Below are 18489 nucleotides of genomic sequence, written 5' to 3' on the forward strand. Positions count from 1 at the left end.
ATAGCGTATATGCAGAGGGCTTCATAAATATTAAAAATTGATAGGATGACAAGATGAAACAAGATGTCACGTTAACGGTTAAGAACAAATTTGTAAATAAATTCAAAGAAGGATATCCGCTGATCTCAAAGGAGTCTGTTCTGAAGTTGCATGATGGGATTGAAGAGGGTACCATTGTGAAGCTTGTAGATGAAAAGAACAGATTTATTGCAAAAGGCTATTATGGCAAGCAGAACAAAGGACACGGATGGGTTTTAACAAGAAATGAAAAAGAGCAGATTGACCAGTCTTTTTTCATAAAGCAATTAAAGAAGGCCATTGAGAGCCGGAAATCATTTTTCAATAATCAGGATACTACTGCCTTCAGAATAGTAAACGGCGAGGGTGATGGTTTAGGCGGCTTAACGATTGAGTATTTTGATGGCTATTATTTAATCCATTGGTATAGTAAAGGGATTTACAGCTTTCGGGAGTCTATTATCGGGGCATTGCAGGAATTGGTACAGTACAAGGCAATCTATCAGAAGAAGCGGTTTGCTGAGAGTGGAAAATATATTGAGGAAGATGATTTTGTTACTGGAGAAAGAGGTACTTTCCCTATAATCGTAAAAGAAAATGGAGTTCAATTTGCGGTTTACTTAAATGAAAGTGCAATGGTTGGCGTCTTTTTAGATCAAAGAGAAGTAAGGAAAAAAATCCGTGACGTGTATGCGGCTGGCAAAAAAGTATTAAATACCTTTTCTTATACAGGTGCCTTTTCCGTGTTTGCCGCTTTAGGAGATGCTGAAAAGACAACTAGTGTTGATTTAGCAAATAGAAGCCTAAGCAAAACAATAGAGCAATTCAGTATAAATGGAATTGACTATGAAGCACAGGATATTATTGTAGAAGATGTATTCCGCTATTTTAAATATGCGGTGAAAAAGCAGTTGAAGTTTGATATGGTGATTCTCGATCCTCCAAGCTTTGCACGGTCAAAAAAGATGGTATTCAGTGCTGAAAAAGATTACAAAAATCTTCTGAAGGAAACAATCTCCATTACAGAAGATGGTGGGATCATCGTAGCATCAACAAATGCCAGCTCTTTCAATATGAATAAATTCAAAGGGTTTATTGATCAGGCTTTTAAAGAATCCAATAAGAAGTATGAGCTTCTGGAAGAATATTCTCTGCCTGAGGATTTTAAAACGATTAAGTCATTTCCTGAGGGAGATTACTTGAAGGTCGTGTTTGTTAAAAGCTTATAGTAAAGAGGAAGGGAGTGATCCCTTCCTTGTTTTAATGGTTTTTTTCCACCGCATGCCCGCCGAATTCATTTCTCAGGGCTGCAACGACTTTTCCAGTGAAAGTATCTGTTTCCTGGGAACGATAGCGCATAAGCAGTGACATCGCAATGACTGGTGTAGCAGTCTGCAGGTCTAAAGCTGTTTCAACTGTCCATTTGCCTTCTCCAGAAGAGTGCATAATACCTTTAATCTCATCCAGTCTAGCGTCCTTGGAAAAGGCCTGCTGCGTTAATTCCATTAGCCAGGAACGGATGACGGATCCATTATTGTACACCTTTGCCACCTTTTCATAATCATAGTCAAATTGGCTTTTCTCCAATATTTCAAAGCCTTCTCCAATAGCAGCCATCATGCCGTACTCAATGCCATTGTGCACCATTTTTAAGAAATGGCCGCTTCCTGCTTCACCTGCATAAAGGTATCCATTGTCTACCGCTGTATCTTTAAAAATCGGCTCCACTATTGTCCATGCTTCCTTATCCCCGCCGACCATATAACAAGCTCCATTTCGGGCACCTTCTATTCCGCCAGAAGTACCGACATCCATAAAATGAATACCCTTTTCTCTTAATTGGCTGTATCGGCTCAAGGATTCTTTATAATGAGAATTGCCAGCATCAATGACAATATCTCCTTTATCTAAGTGTGGCACAATCTCTTGAATTACAGGATCCACAACAGTGTGGGGAATCATCAGCCAGAGAACACGCGGTTTATTTAAAGCTTGAACAAGATCTCTTAGGTTATCAAATCCGTGCGCACCGTAGAGGTTCATTTCTTCTACTGCCATTTTATTCAGATCATAGGCAGCGACCTCATGTTTATGATCAATTAAATTTTGTCCTAATTGCATGCCCATTTTCCCTAACCCTATTAATCCAACTTTCATCTGACATGTCCTCCTTAACGTTTTGCAGTACTATTTTTTACCACCATTTATGCCCAAATTCATCTAACAGCTTTTGAGCAGCATGGGGTCCCATTGATCCGGATGTGTAGAGGTGCAGCGGAACAAGATCTTCTTCAAATGCTTCCAGGATCGGTTCAACCCATTTCCAGGAGCTCTCAACTTCCTCCCAATGAGCAAAAAAGGTAGGATCTCCACTGAGAGCATCAAAGAGCAATCGTTCATAGGCTTCTGGCAAATCGCGCTGACTGGCAGAGAAATGCACATTAATAGGCTCAATCTTTCCACTCATGAGACTTTTGCTATTTAACTGCAGCGAAACGCCTTCGTTTGGAAAAATGCTAATTGTTAATAGGTTTGGTTTTATGTTTTCTATCTCAAAAGAATCCAGATCACTGGAATTTCTGAATTCAACAACAATCTTAGTTGTTTTTTCCTGCATTCGTTTCCCTGTTCGAATATAAAAAGGTACACCCTTCCAGTAAGGATGATCGATCCATACGCGGGCAGCGATAAAAGTATCATTTTTGGATTGGGCTTGAACGCCTGTTTCTTCGCTATAGGAAACAACGGGCTGTCCCTTTATTTCACCTGAGAGATATTGTCCTCTTACTATTTGTGCTTTGGCATCCTCTTTAGTTAATGGTCTTATTGATTCCATTACCTCTCTTTTCCCATTCCGGATATCATAAGCACTCTTTTTCTCAGGGATGCGCATAGCCGTCATCATAAGCAGCTGGAGCAGATGGTTTTGAACCATATCACGAATGGCTCCAGTATGATCATAATAGTCCGCTCGATTTTCTACTCCTACCGTTTCGCTGGCTGTTATTTGGACATTCGAGATAAACTGATTGTTCCAAATGGCTTTTAACAGTGGATTGGCAAGCACGAAAGCCTCCAAGTTTTGTACCATTGGTTTTCCGAGATAATGGTCGATTCGAAAGATTTCCTCTTCCTCAAAGGTTCTGCTCAGTTTTTCATTTAGGGCTTGTGCAGAATATACATCATGGCCAAATGGCTTCTCTATGATTAATCGCTTCCAGCCATTGGTGGTACCTAAGCCACTTCTCTTAATATTTAAAGCAATGACATCAAAAAATTGCGGAGCAACTGATAAGTAAAACATTCTATTCTCTGCAATTTTTTGTTCTGCTTCATGTTTTTCTGCTAATTTAAGCAATTCCTGATAGCCTTTTGGGTCGGTCACATCTAATTGGCAGTAATGAAATAGTTTAACAAACTCCTGTTTTTTGGAAACGTCGTTTAAAAGGTGTCTTGAGAAAGTATAAAGTGAATCTTTTACTTTAGCCTGAAATTCAGCGTCAGTGCAGTTATTTCTTCCAACCCCTATAACTGAAAAGGATTTCGGTAATTTTTGATCGAGAAATAAGGTGAACAGTGCAGGATAGATTTTTCTTTTTGCTAAATCACCTGTTGCCCCGAATAAAACAAATGTCATAGAATCCATGAACAGCCCTGCTTTCTTATTGAAATGACAACAAATGATACGGAGTTTCAGTCTTTTGTATCTTTTAAGGGGTCACAACCCTGTTGAACAATGCTTTGCGAACTCAGTATATTATGTATAGTTAGCAGGTGAAAGTACGCACTTTCTTTTCATATAGTTACAGCGAAGTATAATAGTGAATCAAAAGTAACCATGAAAAAGAAGCTGGGACAAAACGAAATTAATCTTTCTAAAACACGAACATTCAATATCCTGGTTTAGGTATTTAAACAAGTCCGTTCCATTGCACTGCGGACCCCCGCTTTCCGTGGGGAGGAAGCTGAGCCTCCTCGGAGCAAGCTCCTGCGGGGTCTCACCTTTTCCTCTGTTGCCCACAGGAGTCGAGGGTCCTCCGCTCCATTTCACTCATGTTAATAAAATATATTTTATAATCATAAAAACCGAATGATTAGAAAGATGACTTCCTAACCATTCGGTTCTATGGGTTGTGTTAAATACTTATGTCCCAGCCTTTACTTAAGATTTATTTGGTTGCTGAATGGTCTTCTGATTCTTTTTCCAGGACATCTTCAATATAATTTTTGCCCCATTCATACATGGATTCCAAAATGGGCATGAGTCTCTGACCATGTTCTGTTAATGAATATTCCACTTTAGGAGGAACAACAGGATACACCTTACGATGAACAATTAAGTGGTCCTCTAATTCGCGCAATTGATTGACAAGCATTCTCTGAGTAATGCCTGGCATAAGAGACTTTAACTCCCCAAATCTCTTCGTCCCCTCTTTGCCTAGATGCCAAAGAATCAACATTTTCCACTTTCCTCCAATAATCGCAAGCGTCAACTCTTTTTCACAGTTAAAATCTCTTTCTCCAAGATTTGGCATGATGTTCACATCTCCTTTTATTTTAAATGTATGTACATAATTTTTGCCTTGATTACCCTGAAGCCACTTATATCAAACGGTATACTTTTTAGCACTATATGCTTTGAAAGTGCGTACTTTTTCTTTTGATATATGTTCAGTATACTAAGCCGTATATTGATGAGTAAATATTTTTAATTGGACTTATCAAAATATTCCAGTAGGAGTGAATGTTCATGAAATTGCAATTAGCATTAGATTTAGTCGATATTCCAGGAGCAATTGAAGTCGTAAAAGAAGTACAAGATCATGTAGATGTTGTTGAAATTGGTACACCTGTCGTCATCAATGAAGGTCTTAAAGCTGTTAAAGAAGTGAAAGCAGCATTTCCTAATATGACGGTTCTTGCTGATTTGAAAATCATGGACGCAGCTGGCTATGAAGTGAGTCAAGCATCTGCAGCAGGTGCAGATATTGTAACAATTCTTGGTGCAGCTGAAGATGAGTCAATTAAAGGGGCAGTAGAAGAAGCAAAGAAACAAGGAAAACAAATTCTTGCTGATATGATCGCAGTGAAGGATGTTGCAGCTCGTGCAAAAGAGCTTGATGAGCTTGGTGTCGATTATATTTGTGTCCACACAGGCTACGATCTTCAAGCTGTTGGCAAAGACTCTTTCGAAGACCTTGCAACGATAAAAAGTGTTGTTAAAAATGCGAAAACAGCTGTTGCAGGCGGAATCAAATTAGAGACACTTCCTGATGTTATTAAGCAGCAGCCAGATCTAGTGATCGTAGGCGGAGGCATTACAGGAAAAGATGATAAAAAAGCAGTCGCACAAGAAATGCAAAAGCTAATTCAACAAGGATAATTATTGATGAAGACGATTGAATATTTAGCAGAAATTGTTCAGGAATTAAGTCAAACGGTTCCTCTAATCTCTGAATCTGAAGCAGACACACTGGTCGAACAGATTTTAAAGTCTAAAAAGGTTTTTGTGGCAGGCGCAGGCAGATCTGGATTAATGGGAAAATCCTTTGTGATGAGAATGATGCATATGGGCATTGATGCTTATGTAGTGGGTGAAACCGTAACAGCCAATTTGGAAAAAGGCGATCTATTGATCATTGGTTCGGGTTCAGGTGAAACGAAAACCCTGGTAGCCATTGCCGAAAAAGCCAAAAGCATTGGAGGCACCATTGCAGCTATTACCATTTCGCCTAACTCAACGATTGGTGAAATAGCAGATATTGTTGTGAAGCTGCCTGGCGTAACAAAGGATCAGGCAGAAGGGGATTATAAAACGATTCAGCCAATGGGATCTTTATTTGAGCAAACGATGCTGTTGTTTTACGATGCTCTTATTTTAAGCTTTATGGACAAAAAAGGCTTAGATTCTAACCAAATGTATGGCAAGCATGCCAATCTTGAATAAAAAGAACGAAATAGAAAGAAGGCCGCATTGATTGCGGCCTTCTTTTATCTTATTTGGCTACTGCAGATCTTTCTACTTTTACGTTTCCTTCAATAGCGCGGGAATATGGGCAGACTGCGTGTGCCTTTTCCATAAGCTCTTTGGCTTCCTCTTGCGAAACACCTTCCATTTCAGCAATCAATTTCACACTTAAACCAAAGCCAGCTCCTTGTTTTTCAATGCTAACTTCTGCTGTTACAGATGAAGTAATTCTTTTTTTCGCTTGTCCTGCAACTAATTGAAGGGCACTGTCAAAGCATGCTGAATAACCAGCAGAGAATAATTGCTCAGGATTTGTTGTTCCTTCTTTTTCTGTACCGCCCAATCCTTTTGGCATGGAAAGAGCTAAATCTAATGTACCATCAGATGATTTAACCGAACCTTGACGGCCGCCTGAAGCAGTTGATGAAGCTGTATATAATGCTGACATTTAGAACACTCCTTTTCATTTGAATTGTATACAATTAAATTGTACACAATTGAAATGTCTTTAGTCAAATTTTATATAATTATTCCCCTTCCTTGATATAATAAACTCAGGAGTGATTACCAATGACGAAGGAAATTTTAAAATTAGATAATCAAATTTGTTTCCCGCTTTATGCAGCGACACGGGAGATGACAAAATTATATCGTCCGTTACTGACGGAGTTAAACATTACGTATCCGCAATATTTAGTATTGCTTGTTCTCTGGGAAACAGATCGTATTTCTGTTAAAGCGCTGGGAGAGAAACTTTATCTTGATTCTGGCACTCTAACACCGATGCTGAAGAGAATGGAGGAGAATGGGTTAATTAGCCGAACACGCTTAAAGGAAGACGAACGCGTAGTGGAAGTGACGTTAACGGAGCAGGGAAAAGAGGCAGAGGCACAAGCCGAAAAGATTCCGCTGAAATTCCTTGAGCAAACGAACTTAAATGAAGCAGAGTTTATTCAGTTGAAAGGTATTTTAATGAAAATGCTGGATGAAGCTTAACAATATACTTGCTGTATCTAAGGAATCGAACTTTGCTCAGCAGGTTACATTAAATATATATGTAGCTGGCTTATCTTCTATAAAGTAAAGCTTCCTCGACTGAATAAACGGCTTTCAATTGAGGGAGCTATTTGTTTTTAATGGAGCCTTAAAAATTAAGACCGATGATACCTGCTGATTTACGCCAAATATCGTTGCCATTTCAATCTAATCGCATTATAGTGGAAACGAGTATAAAATAGAGAATTTATAATGAAAAAACAAGGCTGGATGGTTTATAAAAAGGAGAATGACGGATATGTTAGCATCAAAGAACAACGTTCGAATTGAGAAAGACTTTTTAGGGGAAAAGGAAGTGCCATCGGAGGCGTATTATGGGGTACAAACGCTTCGGGCAGTTGAGAACTTTCCGATTACTGGGTATAAAATTCATCCTGAACTAATTAGAGCCATGGCGATGGTGAAGAAAGCGGCAGCTATGGCCAATATGGATGTCAAGCAATTGTATTCCGGCATTGGAAATGCGATTGTACAAGCAGCTGACGAAATGATTGAAGGACAATGGCATGATCAAGTGATTGTAGATCCAATACAAGGCGGAGCTGGAACATCTATTAATATGAATATTAATGAGGTTCTTGCTAACCGTGCAATTGAATTGCTTGGTGAGGAAAAGGGAAATTATTTTCATTGCAGTCCCAATACACATGTGAATATGTCGCAATCGACAAATGATTCCTTTCCAACTGCTATGCATATTGCCATTTTAAACCTTCTTGAACAGCTTATTATCACTATGGAACAAATGCAGGCGGTTTTTTTCAAAAAAGGGCAAGAGTTTAATCATGTGATTAAAATGGGAAGAACGCATTTGCAGGATGCTGTGCCGATTCGGCTCGGACAGGAATTTGAGGCATATAGCCGTGTAATTGGACGCGATATTAAACGGATTAAGCAGTCGAGACAGCACTTATATGAATTAAATATGGGTGCAACTGCTGTTGGGACGGGCTTAAACGCTTTGCCTCGCTATATTGAACAGGTTGTCCAGTATTTGGCTGATATAAGCGGGATGCCATTTAAAGGTGCAGAACATTTGGTTGATGCCACTCAAAATACGGATTCCTATACAGAAGTGTCGGCTGCACTTAAAATCTGTATGACCAATATGTCTAAGATTGCCAATGATTTAAGGCTTATGGCTTCAGGACCAAGAGCAGGTTTAGCAGAAATTACACTGCCTGCCAGACAGCCTGGATCTTCTATTATGCCAGGGAAAGTGAACCCTGTTATGCCAGAACTGATCAACCAGGTGGCTTTTCAGGTAATCGGAAATGATCATACTATCTCTCTTGCTTCTGAAGCAGGACAGCTTGAATTGAATGTGATGGAGCCAGTGTTGATCTTTAACCTTTTGCAGTCCATTAGCATCATGAAAAATGCATTTACAAGTTTTACGGAGCATTGTGTAAAAGGGATTGAAGCGAATGAAGCAAGATTAAAGGAGTACGTCGAAAAGAGTGCAGGAATTATTACCGCTGTTAATCCGCATCTTGGCTATGAAGTGGCAGCTCGGATTGCGAGAGAAGCGATCCTGAATGGTACCTCCATAAGAGATCTATGCCTGAAATACGATGTACTTACAGAAGAAGAGCTTGACCTCATTCTAGACCCATACGAAATGACCCACCCTGGCATTGCAGGGGCATCACTATTGGAAAAAGATTGACGTAAAAAGAGCCAGGGGGCGACCTCCTGGCTCTTTTTATATGTATCATTATAGGTCTCAACTTTTAGGGTGAAAAAACAGAACATAAAAAAGATGAGCGTTTAAGGAATTTACATCTATTATGTATTTTATTCATGTTAGTGAAATTTCTAGAAACGTCCCTGCTGTTCGCCTGGTACTCCGATTGAGAGTGCATGATAGCTGCGGAGTATAGAGGTTATTTGATGAGTTAGAGGTTCGGGACATTGTATAACAATGATCACTTGCTGGCGTATTTCTTTTAAGGCTTTTTGGCTTTTAGACTTTTTGAAAATTTTTGAAGATGCTATTCCGATGATAAAGCCTGTAATTGCGCCAATTATTCCACAAAGAATAGGGCCAAGCATAAGGGTGAATCCAAGGCTTGCTCCAATGACGGCAGCTCCTGTTGCAAAAGCAACGCCAACTTCAAAATCGTGTGGAGGAGGGTACTGCTGTTTAGTGCTTTGCTCGTTCTGATCCATGAACACGACAAGGATTTGTTCGTTTAATACCGAGATTGCCTCTAACTCTGCAAGTGCCTGTTCTAATTCAATTGACTGTTCAAATAATCCAAAAATCAACATGGTAAAGCACCTGCTTATGAGAAGATTCTTAGCTTCGAATTTCTGTACCGCTTCGATAGATAGATTCTCTGTTCCAAGCGGAATAGTTGGTTTTGGTCTTTTGTTGCTAAATATGCTTGGTAAATAGAGCCAAACAAGACAGAAGGCATAAATAAGAACCAATGAGGGTTCAGCATACTATTTGAAGCTTCAAGCTGTCCCTGCAAAAGGACTAGGGATGCTTCATGCGCTTTTGAAAGCCATATGTAGATCCACCACCAGAACATCGCATAAAAGGCAAGGCAAAATCGATGATTATATAATTGACCTAACCCTGGGAAGAAAAAAGAATAAAAAGCACTGAAAAACGGGCTTTTTTCCTCCAAATATTGAATTTCTGCACCTGTAACTGCCAGGCATGAAATGCTGTTGTTTTCTTTTTTTGCCAGATGAGTAAGTTTGTTTTGGTATAAAGCAACTCGAAAACTATCTCCTATCGTGAATAGGTAGATTACCAAGTATCCAAATGCCCATGTGGGTTCCAAAATAGAGGTGGCTAGTTCAAACCTTCCGCAAAAAGAAAAAATCATTGCTTCATTAATATGAGCTAGAGTATTTGTGATAACCTCTGATAATGTCAGTAAAGTTGCGCGTGCATACTGATTAAGCAGATAGTGGCCGAATCCGGGAAATACGGCTGACCACCAAGCGATCATATAAGGGTTATGGTCTTTTAAATGGGTGATGCCAAACATACTAATTTTTAAGAGTTTTCTTCGTGGCTGAGCGTTCATGATGCCCCTCTTTTTTGCTCTAGTGTATTGGTAATAGATAGTTTACCCAATGGATAAGCTACTATGTATATTTTCATCTTTTATATGGGTTCCTTTACGTTAAAAGGAAAAATAATCCAAATAAAGATCATTGAAAAGCACAGTCATTATCATATATGCTAGAAGCAGGAAATTTTCAAAAGAGGGACTACATTATGAATTCCGAATTAACAGCGTATATCACCCTTGTTTGTACTTCGGGTGTGTTAAACATGTACTTGTTTATATATGTCTTCCTTAATCGTCACAAGTATACAAGTATAGGGAAGGTTTTTAGCTTATACACCTTTTTAATCACTGTATATTGCTTTTCTTCTGCTTTTGGCTTGATGTCTACAAATATTGAGCAAATCAAGCTATGGACCATCATTCAATATACAGCCATGCCGCTATCTGCACCTGTAGGATTGTTATTCATCATGTATTATTTAGGATTCGAAATGACTCGTAAAAAATGGATAGCACTCTTAACCATCCCAATCATCAGTCTATTCATGGTAGCAACAAATGATATTCATCATCTCCATTATCGTGTCTATGAAATTGATCCGCTGCTAGGTGCTCCTTATGTACATCAGGAAATGGGCGTTTGGTATGTAGTTCATGGGATCTATACGTTTGCTTGTATGCTTTTTGCTTTCATCCTTGTCCTCACTAGATGGAAAGAAACGGAGCGAGTGTATCGTCCTCAATTAATATCCTTGCTGTTCGGTCAATTTGTGCCAATGGCCACGGCTTTTATTTACTTAATAGGCTTAACACCGCCTGGCCTGGATCCTGTTCCAATTGTTTTATGGCTAACATCTATTTTATATATTTGGTCGATCAGCTCATCACGTCTATTTACCCTAATGCCTATTGCGAAGGATGCCATTTTTCATAGCATTAATGATGGAGTTATTGTTTTAGATGAAACCAAACGGCTCATTGAGTTTAATCATGCTAGTAAACGGATGTTTTCAAAATTAAACAAGAAGATGTATGGGCTGGAGTTTCAAGATGTCTGGAGTTCTTTATCCGGTGGTTTGGTGCCTTTTCCCCTTGAGACGGAAGCCTTTCGGGAGGTTCAACTTGGGGAGCATATTTATCAGGTTCGGACAACACCTTTGCAGCAGGCTAAAAATAGCAGAGGGCTGTTGATTATTTTCACAGATATTACTGAGCTCAAAAGATTGCAGATCAAATTGCAGCATCAAGCGGACTATGATGAACTCACACAAATTTATAACCGAAGGGCGTTTTTTCAGCAATCTAAAAAAATGCTTAGTGAGGCAAAGGAAAAAATCAAACCATTTACTGTCATCTTAATGGATATAGATTATTTTAAAAAAGTGAATGATACTTACGGACACGATGCTGGAGATCAGTTGCTTAAGCACGTAGTGAAGATATGTACTACGCTAGAAAATAAGAACATCCTATTTGCTCGCTACGGCGGAGAGGAATTTGTATTTGCTCTAAAAGGTTCAGGAGGAAAGAGCTATGCGGAAGAGCTTCGCCAGCTTGTGGAATCACAGCCTCTTATAATCGATGATGCAAAGATTTATGTGACGGTTAGTATGGGGGTTGCAAGGGCAGATAAAGATGAAAATTTAAACCAATTGCTGCAATATGCCGATAAAGCTTTATACGCTGCTAAAAGGGATGGGCGTAATTCAGTTAAGGAGTATGGTATTGATGCAGTGTAATAGAGATGACCTGTTGAATGGATAAGACTTGGAATTTCCTAGTCTTATTTTTTTATGTGTGAAAGGAAAGTGAGCAGCAATCAGAAAAGATTTTGAGGTTACAGCTCATTTAGAAGAAAGTAAGGGGCGGAGCAAACACTATGAAGCAAAATAAAAGATAGGATGAGTATAGGTAAGTGTAATTCTTTATAAGTGATATTTTTGTTTTTCGCATCATTTTTTTCAATCCTTGCTTATCGGCGAACTTTTTTTAATTAAAGAATATGATGATAGAACATAGAATATAGTTGGGTAATTCATAATAAGAATTTATTATACCTTGATACTTTTTGAAAACTAAACAGGGATAAGGAGAGAATGATTATTGAAACATTTTGACATAGTAAAAACAGTACATCAATTTGCTCTAAATAGTAGAGCGCTTTCAATATCAACTTATTTTCCTTTTCATTTCCAAAACCTTTCCCTTTTTTTCAAGCAATAATTAGTTTATAATTATCAGATAATACTAGATATTTTATTGCATAAATTATTATAATAATATTATGATATGTTTTATATGGACTGGGGACGGTGCCCTTAAGGGGTATGAAAGGGCTTAACCGAATGTTTTGGCAAATTTGGGGATGAGGATGATTGTGATGAGCAGCGTACAGAAAAAAACAGATGTTATTTTAATTGGTGCTGGAATCATGAGTGCGACTTTAGGAGCTTTACTGAAAGAGCTAGCTCCAGAATGGGAAATAAAAGTGTTTGAAAAGCTTGCAGATGCAGGGGCAGAGAGCTCAAATGAATGGAACAATGCTGGTACTGGGCATTCCGCTTTGTGTGAGCTTAATTATACTTCTGAACGTCCTGATGGAACCATCGATATCAGCAAGGCTGTAAAAATTAATGAGCAGTTTCAGCTTTCAAGACAGTTTTGGTCTTATTTAGTCAACAGCAATCTTATACAGAATCCACAGGAATTTATTATGCCGATACCGCATATGAGCTTTGTAGAAGGTAAGAAAAATGTGGCTTTTCTGAAAAAACGTTTGGAAGCGTTATCAGCTACAGGGGTATTTCCAGGCATGGAATTCTCCGATGAACCTGAAAAGCTGAAAGAATGGATTCCGCTTATGATGGAAGGAAGATCCTCAACAGAACCGATTGCCGCGACGAAAATCGATTCTGGTACAGATGTGAACTTTGGTGCATTAACACGCATACTCTTTAACCAGTTAAAAAAACAGAATGTGAATGTGCATTATAAGCATAGCGTAGAGAATATTAAGCGGAGCAGCGATGGTTCTTGGGAGTTAAAGGTACAGGATCTTGATGGCGGAAACATTGAATACCATACAGCATCCTTTGTGTTTATTGGCGGAGGAGGCGGAAGCTTGCCGCTGCTGCAAAAAACAGGCATACCAGAATCAAAGCAGATCGGGGGCTTTCCGGTAAGCGGTTTATTTATGGTATGCAATAATCCGGAAATTGTGGCACAGCATCATGCCAAGGTATATGGAAAGGCTAAGGTAGGGGCTCCGCCGATGTCTGTTCCACACTTGGATACGAGATATATTAAGAATAAAAAATCCTTATTATTTGGACCGTTTGCAGGCTTCTCTCCAAAGTTTCTGAAAACTGGTTCAAATCTTGACTTAATTAAGTCGGTAAAGCCGAATAATGTGCTGACGATGCTGGCCGCTGGGGTAAAAGAAATGGCATTGACAAAGTATCTGATTGGCCAAGTATTATTATCCAATGAAAAACGCCTGGAAGAACTGCGGGAATTTATTCCCAATGCCAAAGCAGAAGATTGGGATATTGTAGTGGCTGGCCAGCGTGTACAGGTCATTAAGGATACACCTGCTGGAAAAGGAACGCTGCAATTTGGAACGGAGGTTGTCAGTTCTTCAGATGGCTCTGTTGCAGCCCTGCTTGGTGCTTCACCAGGAGCTTCGACAGCTGTTCATGTCATGCTCGAAGTATTAGAAAAATGCTTCCCGCAGCGTATGAATGAATGGGAATCAAAAATTAAAGAAATGGTCCCGTCCTACGGGGTCTCTCTAGAAGCAAATCCTGGTCTATTCCAAGAACAGCTCGCTTCAACAGCAGAAACACTTGGGCTTAGTAAAGAGCTGCCTGTACACAGCTAATCTATCAATAAAGCTGTTGTACACCTGTAATGAACGTCTCAAATGAGGCTGGATTGTACATCTTCCTTCTAAAAATCCGAATGATTCTTCAAATTCTCTTTGACTTTGGAGTGATTCGGATTTTTTCATTTTCAGATTTAGTGGTGAACATTTCAGTTAAACATTATGTAAAAGACAAAGGGGAGTGAAAGATCTCTCTCCCCATGACATCCATCTTTTATTAGGATATAATTAATTGCGCCGTCTTCACCCGTTCTTTCTGGATAGGGGGTTTTTTTATGATTACATTACAGAATGTGAGCAAAAGTTTTTCTCAGTTTGAAGCGATTAAATCGGTTTCTTTAACAATAGAGCAGGGCGAAATTCATGGCTTAATCGGTGCGAGCGGAGCAGGAAAGTCTACATTGCTGAGGCTGATGAACTTATTAGAGCTTCCGGATACCGGGGATGTGGAGGTGAATGGGCAAACGCTAACACGCTTAAGTGCCAAAGAGCTTCGTCATGCCCGCCAGTCAATTGGAATGATATTTCAGCATTTTCATCTTGTCGCCAATAAGACAGTATACGATAACGTTGCGGTAGCACTGCAGCTGGCAGGGTCAAGGAAGAGTAATATCCGGTCGCGAGTATTAGAGTGTCTGCAGTTTGTTGGGCTTGAGAAATTAGCGGAGAAATATCCAGCACAGTTAAGCGGAGGACAGAAGCAAAGAGTAGCGATTGCGAGGGCGCTTGCTAATAATCCGCAGGTGTTGCTATGTGATGAGCCAACATCCTCACTCGATCCGAACACAACCGCTGAAATTCTAACTGTCTTACATAATATTAACCAGCAGCTGGGGGTAACGATAGTATTTGTCAGCCATGAGATGGATGTTGTAAAAAGAATTTGCAGCAGGGTATCTGTTATGGCAGAAGGCGAGATTTACGATACCGTCACAATTGAACCTCTAGGGATACAGGCGATAGATAATCATCCTGAATATTTTGTTCAACAGCTTAAAAGGGATGGTGATTAGCATATGCCTGACATTATACTGCAATATGAAGCGGAGATTTGGCAGTCGATTGGCGAAACATTTATCATGGTCGGTGTTTCCATCTTGGCAGCCATTCTAGTTGGTTTGCCTGTTGGAACCTTTCTTTTTTTATGCAGAAGGGGTCAATTGCTCGAAAATAGATATGTTTTTTTGGTCTTGAATCTTTTGGTGAATGTGATTCGATCGTTTCCATTCTTGTTATTAGTTGTCTTTTTAATCCCATTTACAAGGCTGCTGCTTGGGACAGCGATTGGGACGGCGGCTGCAACGGTACCGTTATCGATTATCGCGATTGCCCATTATTCGCGATTGGTGGAACAGTCTCTTTTAGATGTGCCAAGAGGAGTGTTAGAAGCAGCGGTATCCATGGGTGCTTCTATCAGAGAAATTATTTTTAAATTCTTATACGTTGAAGCCAGATCAGGACTTGTGCTTGGTTTGACAACATCTATCATAAGCTTTATCTCATATTCCACCATTATGGGTGTTGTCGGAGGAGGAGGAATTGGTGATTTTGCCATTAGATATGGCTATCAGCAGTTTCAAACCGAGCTGATGATGTATATGATTATCATTATGGTTATACTTGTACAACTAATTCAATTTACAGGAACGACTGTTTCTAGAATAATTGATAAAAGATAAACATTGGAGGAAAACAGCATGAAGAAACGATTATTTTTAATAACAGCTTTGCTTTTATTAGCAGCAGGCTGCAGCAGTCAAAATGAAAAAACGCAGGAAAAAGCAACAGAGACGAAAACAGAGCAAGAAGAAGTCACTTTAAAGGTCGCTTCTTTAATTCCACCGATGACAGAAATTCTAGACTTGGTTAAACCGCAGCTTGAAGAAGAAGGAGTTAATCTTGAAGTCATTGTGCTAGGAGATAATGTGCAGCCGAATCATGCGCTTGCAGCAGAAGAAGTTGATGCAAACTTCTTTCAGCATGTTCCTTATATGGAGGAATTCAATCGCAGCAACGATGCTGAACTAGTGCCTGTCACACCAATTTATTTTGCTAATTATGGTGTATATGCAAAGGATTACGAGGAAATGGACGGACTGCCAGAAGGGGCAGTGATTGCTATTGCAAATGATGTATCGAACATCGACCGTTCTTTAGCACTGCTTGCTCAGCACGAAGTCATTACACTGAAAGAGAAAACAGGTCCATATTATACTATTGGGGATATTACAGATAATCCTAAAAACTATCAGTTTGAAGAAGTTGATCTGCTAATGCTAGCGAGAATGTACGACGATGCTGATGCAGTCGTGATGACGCCTGCTTATGCAGCACCACTGGGTCTCACTCCGAAAAATGATGCCTTACTGACAGAAGGGGTAGACAACGACTTCGCGATCACTTTAGTGGCACGTAAAGACAACGCCGATTCAGAAGCGATTCAAAAACTTGCGGAAGCTATGACGAGCCCAGAAGTCAAACAATTCCTAGAAGAAAACTACGACGAAACAGCTATTCCTGCTTTTTAATTAAGCAGGCATATGAGAATTTTGTACACAAAAAGGCTGTCCATTTAGTCATTTAGTTGACTATTGGACAGCCTTTTTTTTTTAAAAGTACAAAGCAGGTATCTGTCTTAGCTGTGAGTGGTTTTTATAGTTTAAATTGCCCCACCACCTGCTGCAGTTCTTCAGCCATTGAAGCTAAACTTTGAGCAGATGAATCAATTTCTTCCATTGAGGCAAGCTGTTCCTCAGTAGATGCTGCGACTTCTTCTGAACTAGCCGAGTTTGTCTGTGCTAATTTAGATATCTCTATTGCTGAGTGAGTGATCTCATCAATGCTTGCAGAGATCTCCTGAACAGTTGCTGTAACCTGTTCGATTTCTGGTGTAATACGCTGGGTGCTATGCAGGATTTGTGCAAATTTGCTTGAAGTCTGCTGAGATACTTTTACACCGTCTTCAGCATTTGTTACAACTTCACCCATAATACGCACAGACTCATCTGTATCATGCTGAATGAGTCCAATTAGCTTGCTGATGCTCTTAGCAGACTCTTGTGATTGCTCCGCCAGTTTACGGACTTCATCAGCAACAACCGCAAAGCCTTTCCCATTTTCACCGGCTCTGGCAGCCTCAATAGCAGCATTTAATGCTAACAGATTTGTTTGATCGGCAATATTACTGATCACATCCAGTATCGTGCCAATCTCTTTTGAACGCTGCGATAGGGATGAAATGACATCATTTGACTGCAGGATGGATTGATGTATAAACGTCATTTGCTTCATGTTATTTTCAACATAGCGGCTGCCTTCCTCCGCTTCAGCCCCTGTTCTTTTCGCCAAATCCAATACATTGGCAGAGCTTATGGAGATCGTTGAGACTCCCTGGGAAACTTCTTTTAAGGAACTCGTGTTCTTCTCTAGTCTAATCGTCGTTTCTTCTGCACCACCAGAAATTTCCTGAATGGCTGTTGCGACCGTTGCAGAAGCTTGACTAGATTGTTCTGCACTTGCATTTAGCTGTTCCGCAGAGGCAGCCACTTGCTCTGAATTGCTTAAAATAGAGCCAATCATCTCGCGCAGGCTGTTAGCCATTTGTTCAAAGGATTGATTTAAATCATAGATTTCATCTTTGCTTTTCACTGCTACTTTTTCAACATTCAAATCCCCGGAAGCTACTTGCTTTACAGCATGCCCAAGTTTAACAATCGGTCTAGAAATAAATGTTGCAATAGCAAAACCTGCCGCAATGGCAGCTAAGGTTGCCACAGCACTTAAAATGACTAATGTAATTCTAGCTTGGTTTGACTGTTCTTGTGTTTCTTGGAATTTCACTTGTAAAATATCATCATTTAACCAGTTGTACATGGAAAGTGTTTCATCTGTCAATTGAGTACTGATCGGAACAATAAGAGTTAGTCCATCTTCAATGGCTCTTTCGCTATCAATCATATTTTCATCCATAATCTGGTTAGAGACTGTTCGGAATTCTTTATTTGCCTCTCCGATCGATTCTATGCGATCAACGGTTTCCTGGAGTGTTGATATTTCCTTTACTTTTATAATGGATTCCTCAATTCGTTCATTCGCTTCGTTCATTAAATCTCTATATTTCTGCTCGCTGCCATAAAGCATGAAAGCACGATAATATCCGGACTGCAATGCCGCATCTGTTTGAATGGTTTGCACAATGCTTCTTGCTTCAGACACTGTTTCAACAAGGTAATCATATGCTTCATTTGAACTTTTCATATTTTGGTAAGACAAAAATGAGGCAATCCCAAAAATAAGCGAGACAAGCAGAAATCCCGCGATTAACTTTTTCTTAATAGACCATTTCATGTATGTTTTCCCCCTGGTAAGCTTGTAAAAATAGACAACTTTACTTATATCGGCATGAATACCAGGTTTTTAAAATATTATTTTGCTAAAAAGTAAGGGTCGTTCATGTAAACAGCATAAAAAGGCACAACGAGCGATCAGCTCATATGTGCCTATAAATTTTATATCGTTTGTTTAGGTGC

At 39.6% G+C, this 18489-nt stretch carries 17 protein-coding genes; 10 read left to right on the top strand and 7 right to left on the bottom strand.

What is annotated here, in order from left to right; all coding sequences use genetic code 11:
- The first annotated feature begins 53 nt into the window (after positions 1–53).
- On the top strand, positions 54–1247 hold the full coding sequence (locus tag B7E07_RS01350) for a class I SAM-dependent rRNA methyltransferase (protein ID WP_080843702.1): 1194 nt from the start codon (positions 54–56) through the stop codon (positions 1245–1247).
- Positions 1248–1278: 31 nt separating this feature from the next.
- Here B7E07_RS01350 and gnd read toward each other — a convergent pair whose 3' ends face one another.
- From gnd to B7E07_RS01365, 3 genes are all read right to left on the bottom strand, one after another.
- Positions 1279–2175 carry a phosphogluconate dehydrogenase (NAD(+)-dependent, decarboxylating) gene (gene gnd, locus B7E07_RS01355; protein ID WP_080843703.1) on the bottom strand — a complete coding sequence of 299 codons (897 nt, stop codon included), beginning with the start codon at positions 2173–2175 and terminating at the stop codon, positions 1279–1281.
- A 37-nt stretch (positions 2176–2212) separates the two neighbouring features.
- Positions 2213–3664 carry a glucose-6-phosphate dehydrogenase gene (zwf, locus tag B7E07_RS01360; protein ID WP_080843704.1) on the bottom strand — a complete coding sequence of 484 codons (1452 nt, stop codon included), beginning with the start codon at positions 3662–3664 and terminating at the stop codon, positions 2213–2215.
- 523 nt (positions 3665–4187) lie between these two features.
- Positions 4188–4553 carry a winged helix-turn-helix transcriptional regulator gene (locus B7E07_RS01365; protein WP_080843705.1) on the bottom strand — a complete coding sequence of 122 codons (366 nt, stop codon included), beginning with the start codon at positions 4551–4553 and terminating at the stop codon, positions 4188–4190.
- Positions 4554–4768: 215 nt separating this feature from the next.
- Between B7E07_RS01365 and hxlA the strand changes: the two genes are divergently transcribed.
- Together hxlA and hxlB are read left to right on the top strand one after the other, a co-directional pair.
- A complete protein-coding gene (hxlA, locus tag B7E07_RS01370; RefSeq protein WP_080843706.1) occupies positions 4769–5401 on the top strand; it encodes a 3-hexulose-6-phosphate synthase in 633 nt (210 codons plus the stop codon).
- Positions 5402–5407: 6 nt separating this feature from the next.
- Complete coding sequence (gene hxlB, locus B7E07_RS01375) at positions 5408–5965, top strand: 6-phospho-3-hexuloisomerase (RefSeq protein WP_080843707.1); 558 nt, start codon at positions 5408–5410, stop codon at positions 5963–5965.
- 49 nt (positions 5966–6014) lie between these two features.
- On the opposite strand, the gene B7E07_RS01380 is transcribed toward hxlB, so the two are convergent.
- Positions 6015–6434, bottom strand: a complete 420-nt coding sequence (locus B7E07_RS01380; protein WP_080843708.1) for an organic hydroperoxide resistance protein — start codon at positions 6432–6434, stop codon at positions 6015–6017.
- Positions 6435–6556: 122 nt separating this feature from the next.
- Between B7E07_RS01380 and B7E07_RS01385 the strand changes: the two genes are divergently transcribed.
- Both B7E07_RS01385 and aspA read left to right on the top strand, forming a co-directional pair.
- On the top strand, positions 6557–6982 hold the full coding sequence (locus B7E07_RS01385; protein WP_080843709.1) for a MarR family winged helix-turn-helix transcriptional regulator: 426 nt from the start codon (positions 6557–6559) through the stop codon (positions 6980–6982).
- A 298-nt stretch (positions 6983–7280) separates the two neighbouring features.
- Positions 7281–8711 carry an aspartate ammonia-lyase gene (aspA, locus tag B7E07_RS01390; RefSeq protein WP_080843710.1) on the top strand — a complete coding sequence of 477 codons (1431 nt, stop codon included), beginning with the start codon at positions 7281–7283 and terminating at the stop codon, positions 8709–8711.
- A gap of 149 nt (positions 8712–8860) precedes the next feature.
- Here aspA and B7E07_RS01395 read toward each other — a convergent pair whose 3' ends face one another.
- Together B7E07_RS01395 and B7E07_RS01400 are read right to left on the bottom strand one after the other, a co-directional pair.
- Positions 8861–9316 carry a hypothetical protein gene (locus B7E07_RS01395; protein ID WP_080843711.1) on the bottom strand — a complete coding sequence of 152 codons (456 nt, stop codon included), beginning with the start codon at positions 9314–9316 and terminating at the stop codon, positions 8861–8863.
- A gap of 14 nt (positions 9317–9330) precedes the next feature.
- The gene (locus B7E07_RS01400; protein WP_080843712.1) at positions 9331–10089 is read right to left on the bottom strand and encodes a hypothetical protein; all 759 of its coding nucleotides are present in this window, start codon (positions 10087–10089) and stop codon (positions 9331–9333) included.
- Between the two features lie 194 nt (positions 10090–10283).
- On the opposite strand from B7E07_RS01400, the gene B7E07_RS01405 reads away from it, so the two are divergent.
- The 5 genes from B7E07_RS01405 to B7E07_RS01425 all read left to right on the top strand — a co-directional run bounded on the left by B7E07_RS01405 (position 10284) and on the right by B7E07_RS01425 (position 16488).
- On the top strand, positions 10284–11816 hold the full coding sequence (locus B7E07_RS01405) for a histidine kinase N-terminal 7TM domain-containing diguanylate cyclase (RefSeq protein ID WP_080843713.1): 1533 nt from the start codon (positions 10284–10286) through the stop codon (positions 11814–11816).
- Positions 11817–12457: 641 nt separating this feature from the next.
- Positions 12458–13957, top strand: coding sequence for a malate:quinone oxidoreductase (locus B7E07_RS01410; protein WP_080849069.1), 1500 nt, complete (start codon positions 12458–12460; stop codon positions 13955–13957).
- A 278-nt stretch (positions 13958–14235) separates the two neighbouring features.
- Complete coding sequence (locus B7E07_RS01415) at positions 14236–14973, top strand: methionine ABC transporter ATP-binding protein (protein WP_080843714.1); 738 nt, start codon at positions 14236–14238, stop codon at positions 14971–14973.
- A 3-nt stretch (positions 14974–14976) separates the two neighbouring features.
- Positions 14977–15639, top strand: coding sequence for a methionine ABC transporter permease (locus B7E07_RS01420; RefSeq protein WP_080843715.1), 663 nt, complete (start codon positions 14977–14979; stop codon positions 15637–15639).
- A gap of 18 nt (positions 15640–15657) precedes the next feature.
- Entirely contained in the window at positions 15658–16488 is an 831-nt protein-coding gene (locus B7E07_RS01425; RefSeq protein ID WP_080843716.1) for a MetQ/NlpA family ABC transporter substrate-binding protein, read from the top strand.
- Between the two features lie 124 nt (positions 16489–16612).
- On the opposite strand, the gene B7E07_RS01430 is transcribed toward B7E07_RS01425, so the two are convergent.
- Complete coding sequence (locus tag B7E07_RS01430) at positions 16613–18307, bottom strand: methyl-accepting chemotaxis protein (RefSeq protein WP_080843717.1); 1695 nt, start codon at positions 18305–18307, stop codon at positions 16613–16615.
- Positions 18308–18489: the final 182 nt, after the last annotated feature.

The sequence above is a fragment of the Cytobacillus gottheilii genome (genome assembly GCF_900166665.1).
In the GTDB taxonomy this organism is placed as follows: Bacteria; Bacillota; Bacilli; order Bacillales; family Cytobacillaceae; genus Cytobacillus; species Cytobacillus gottheilii_A.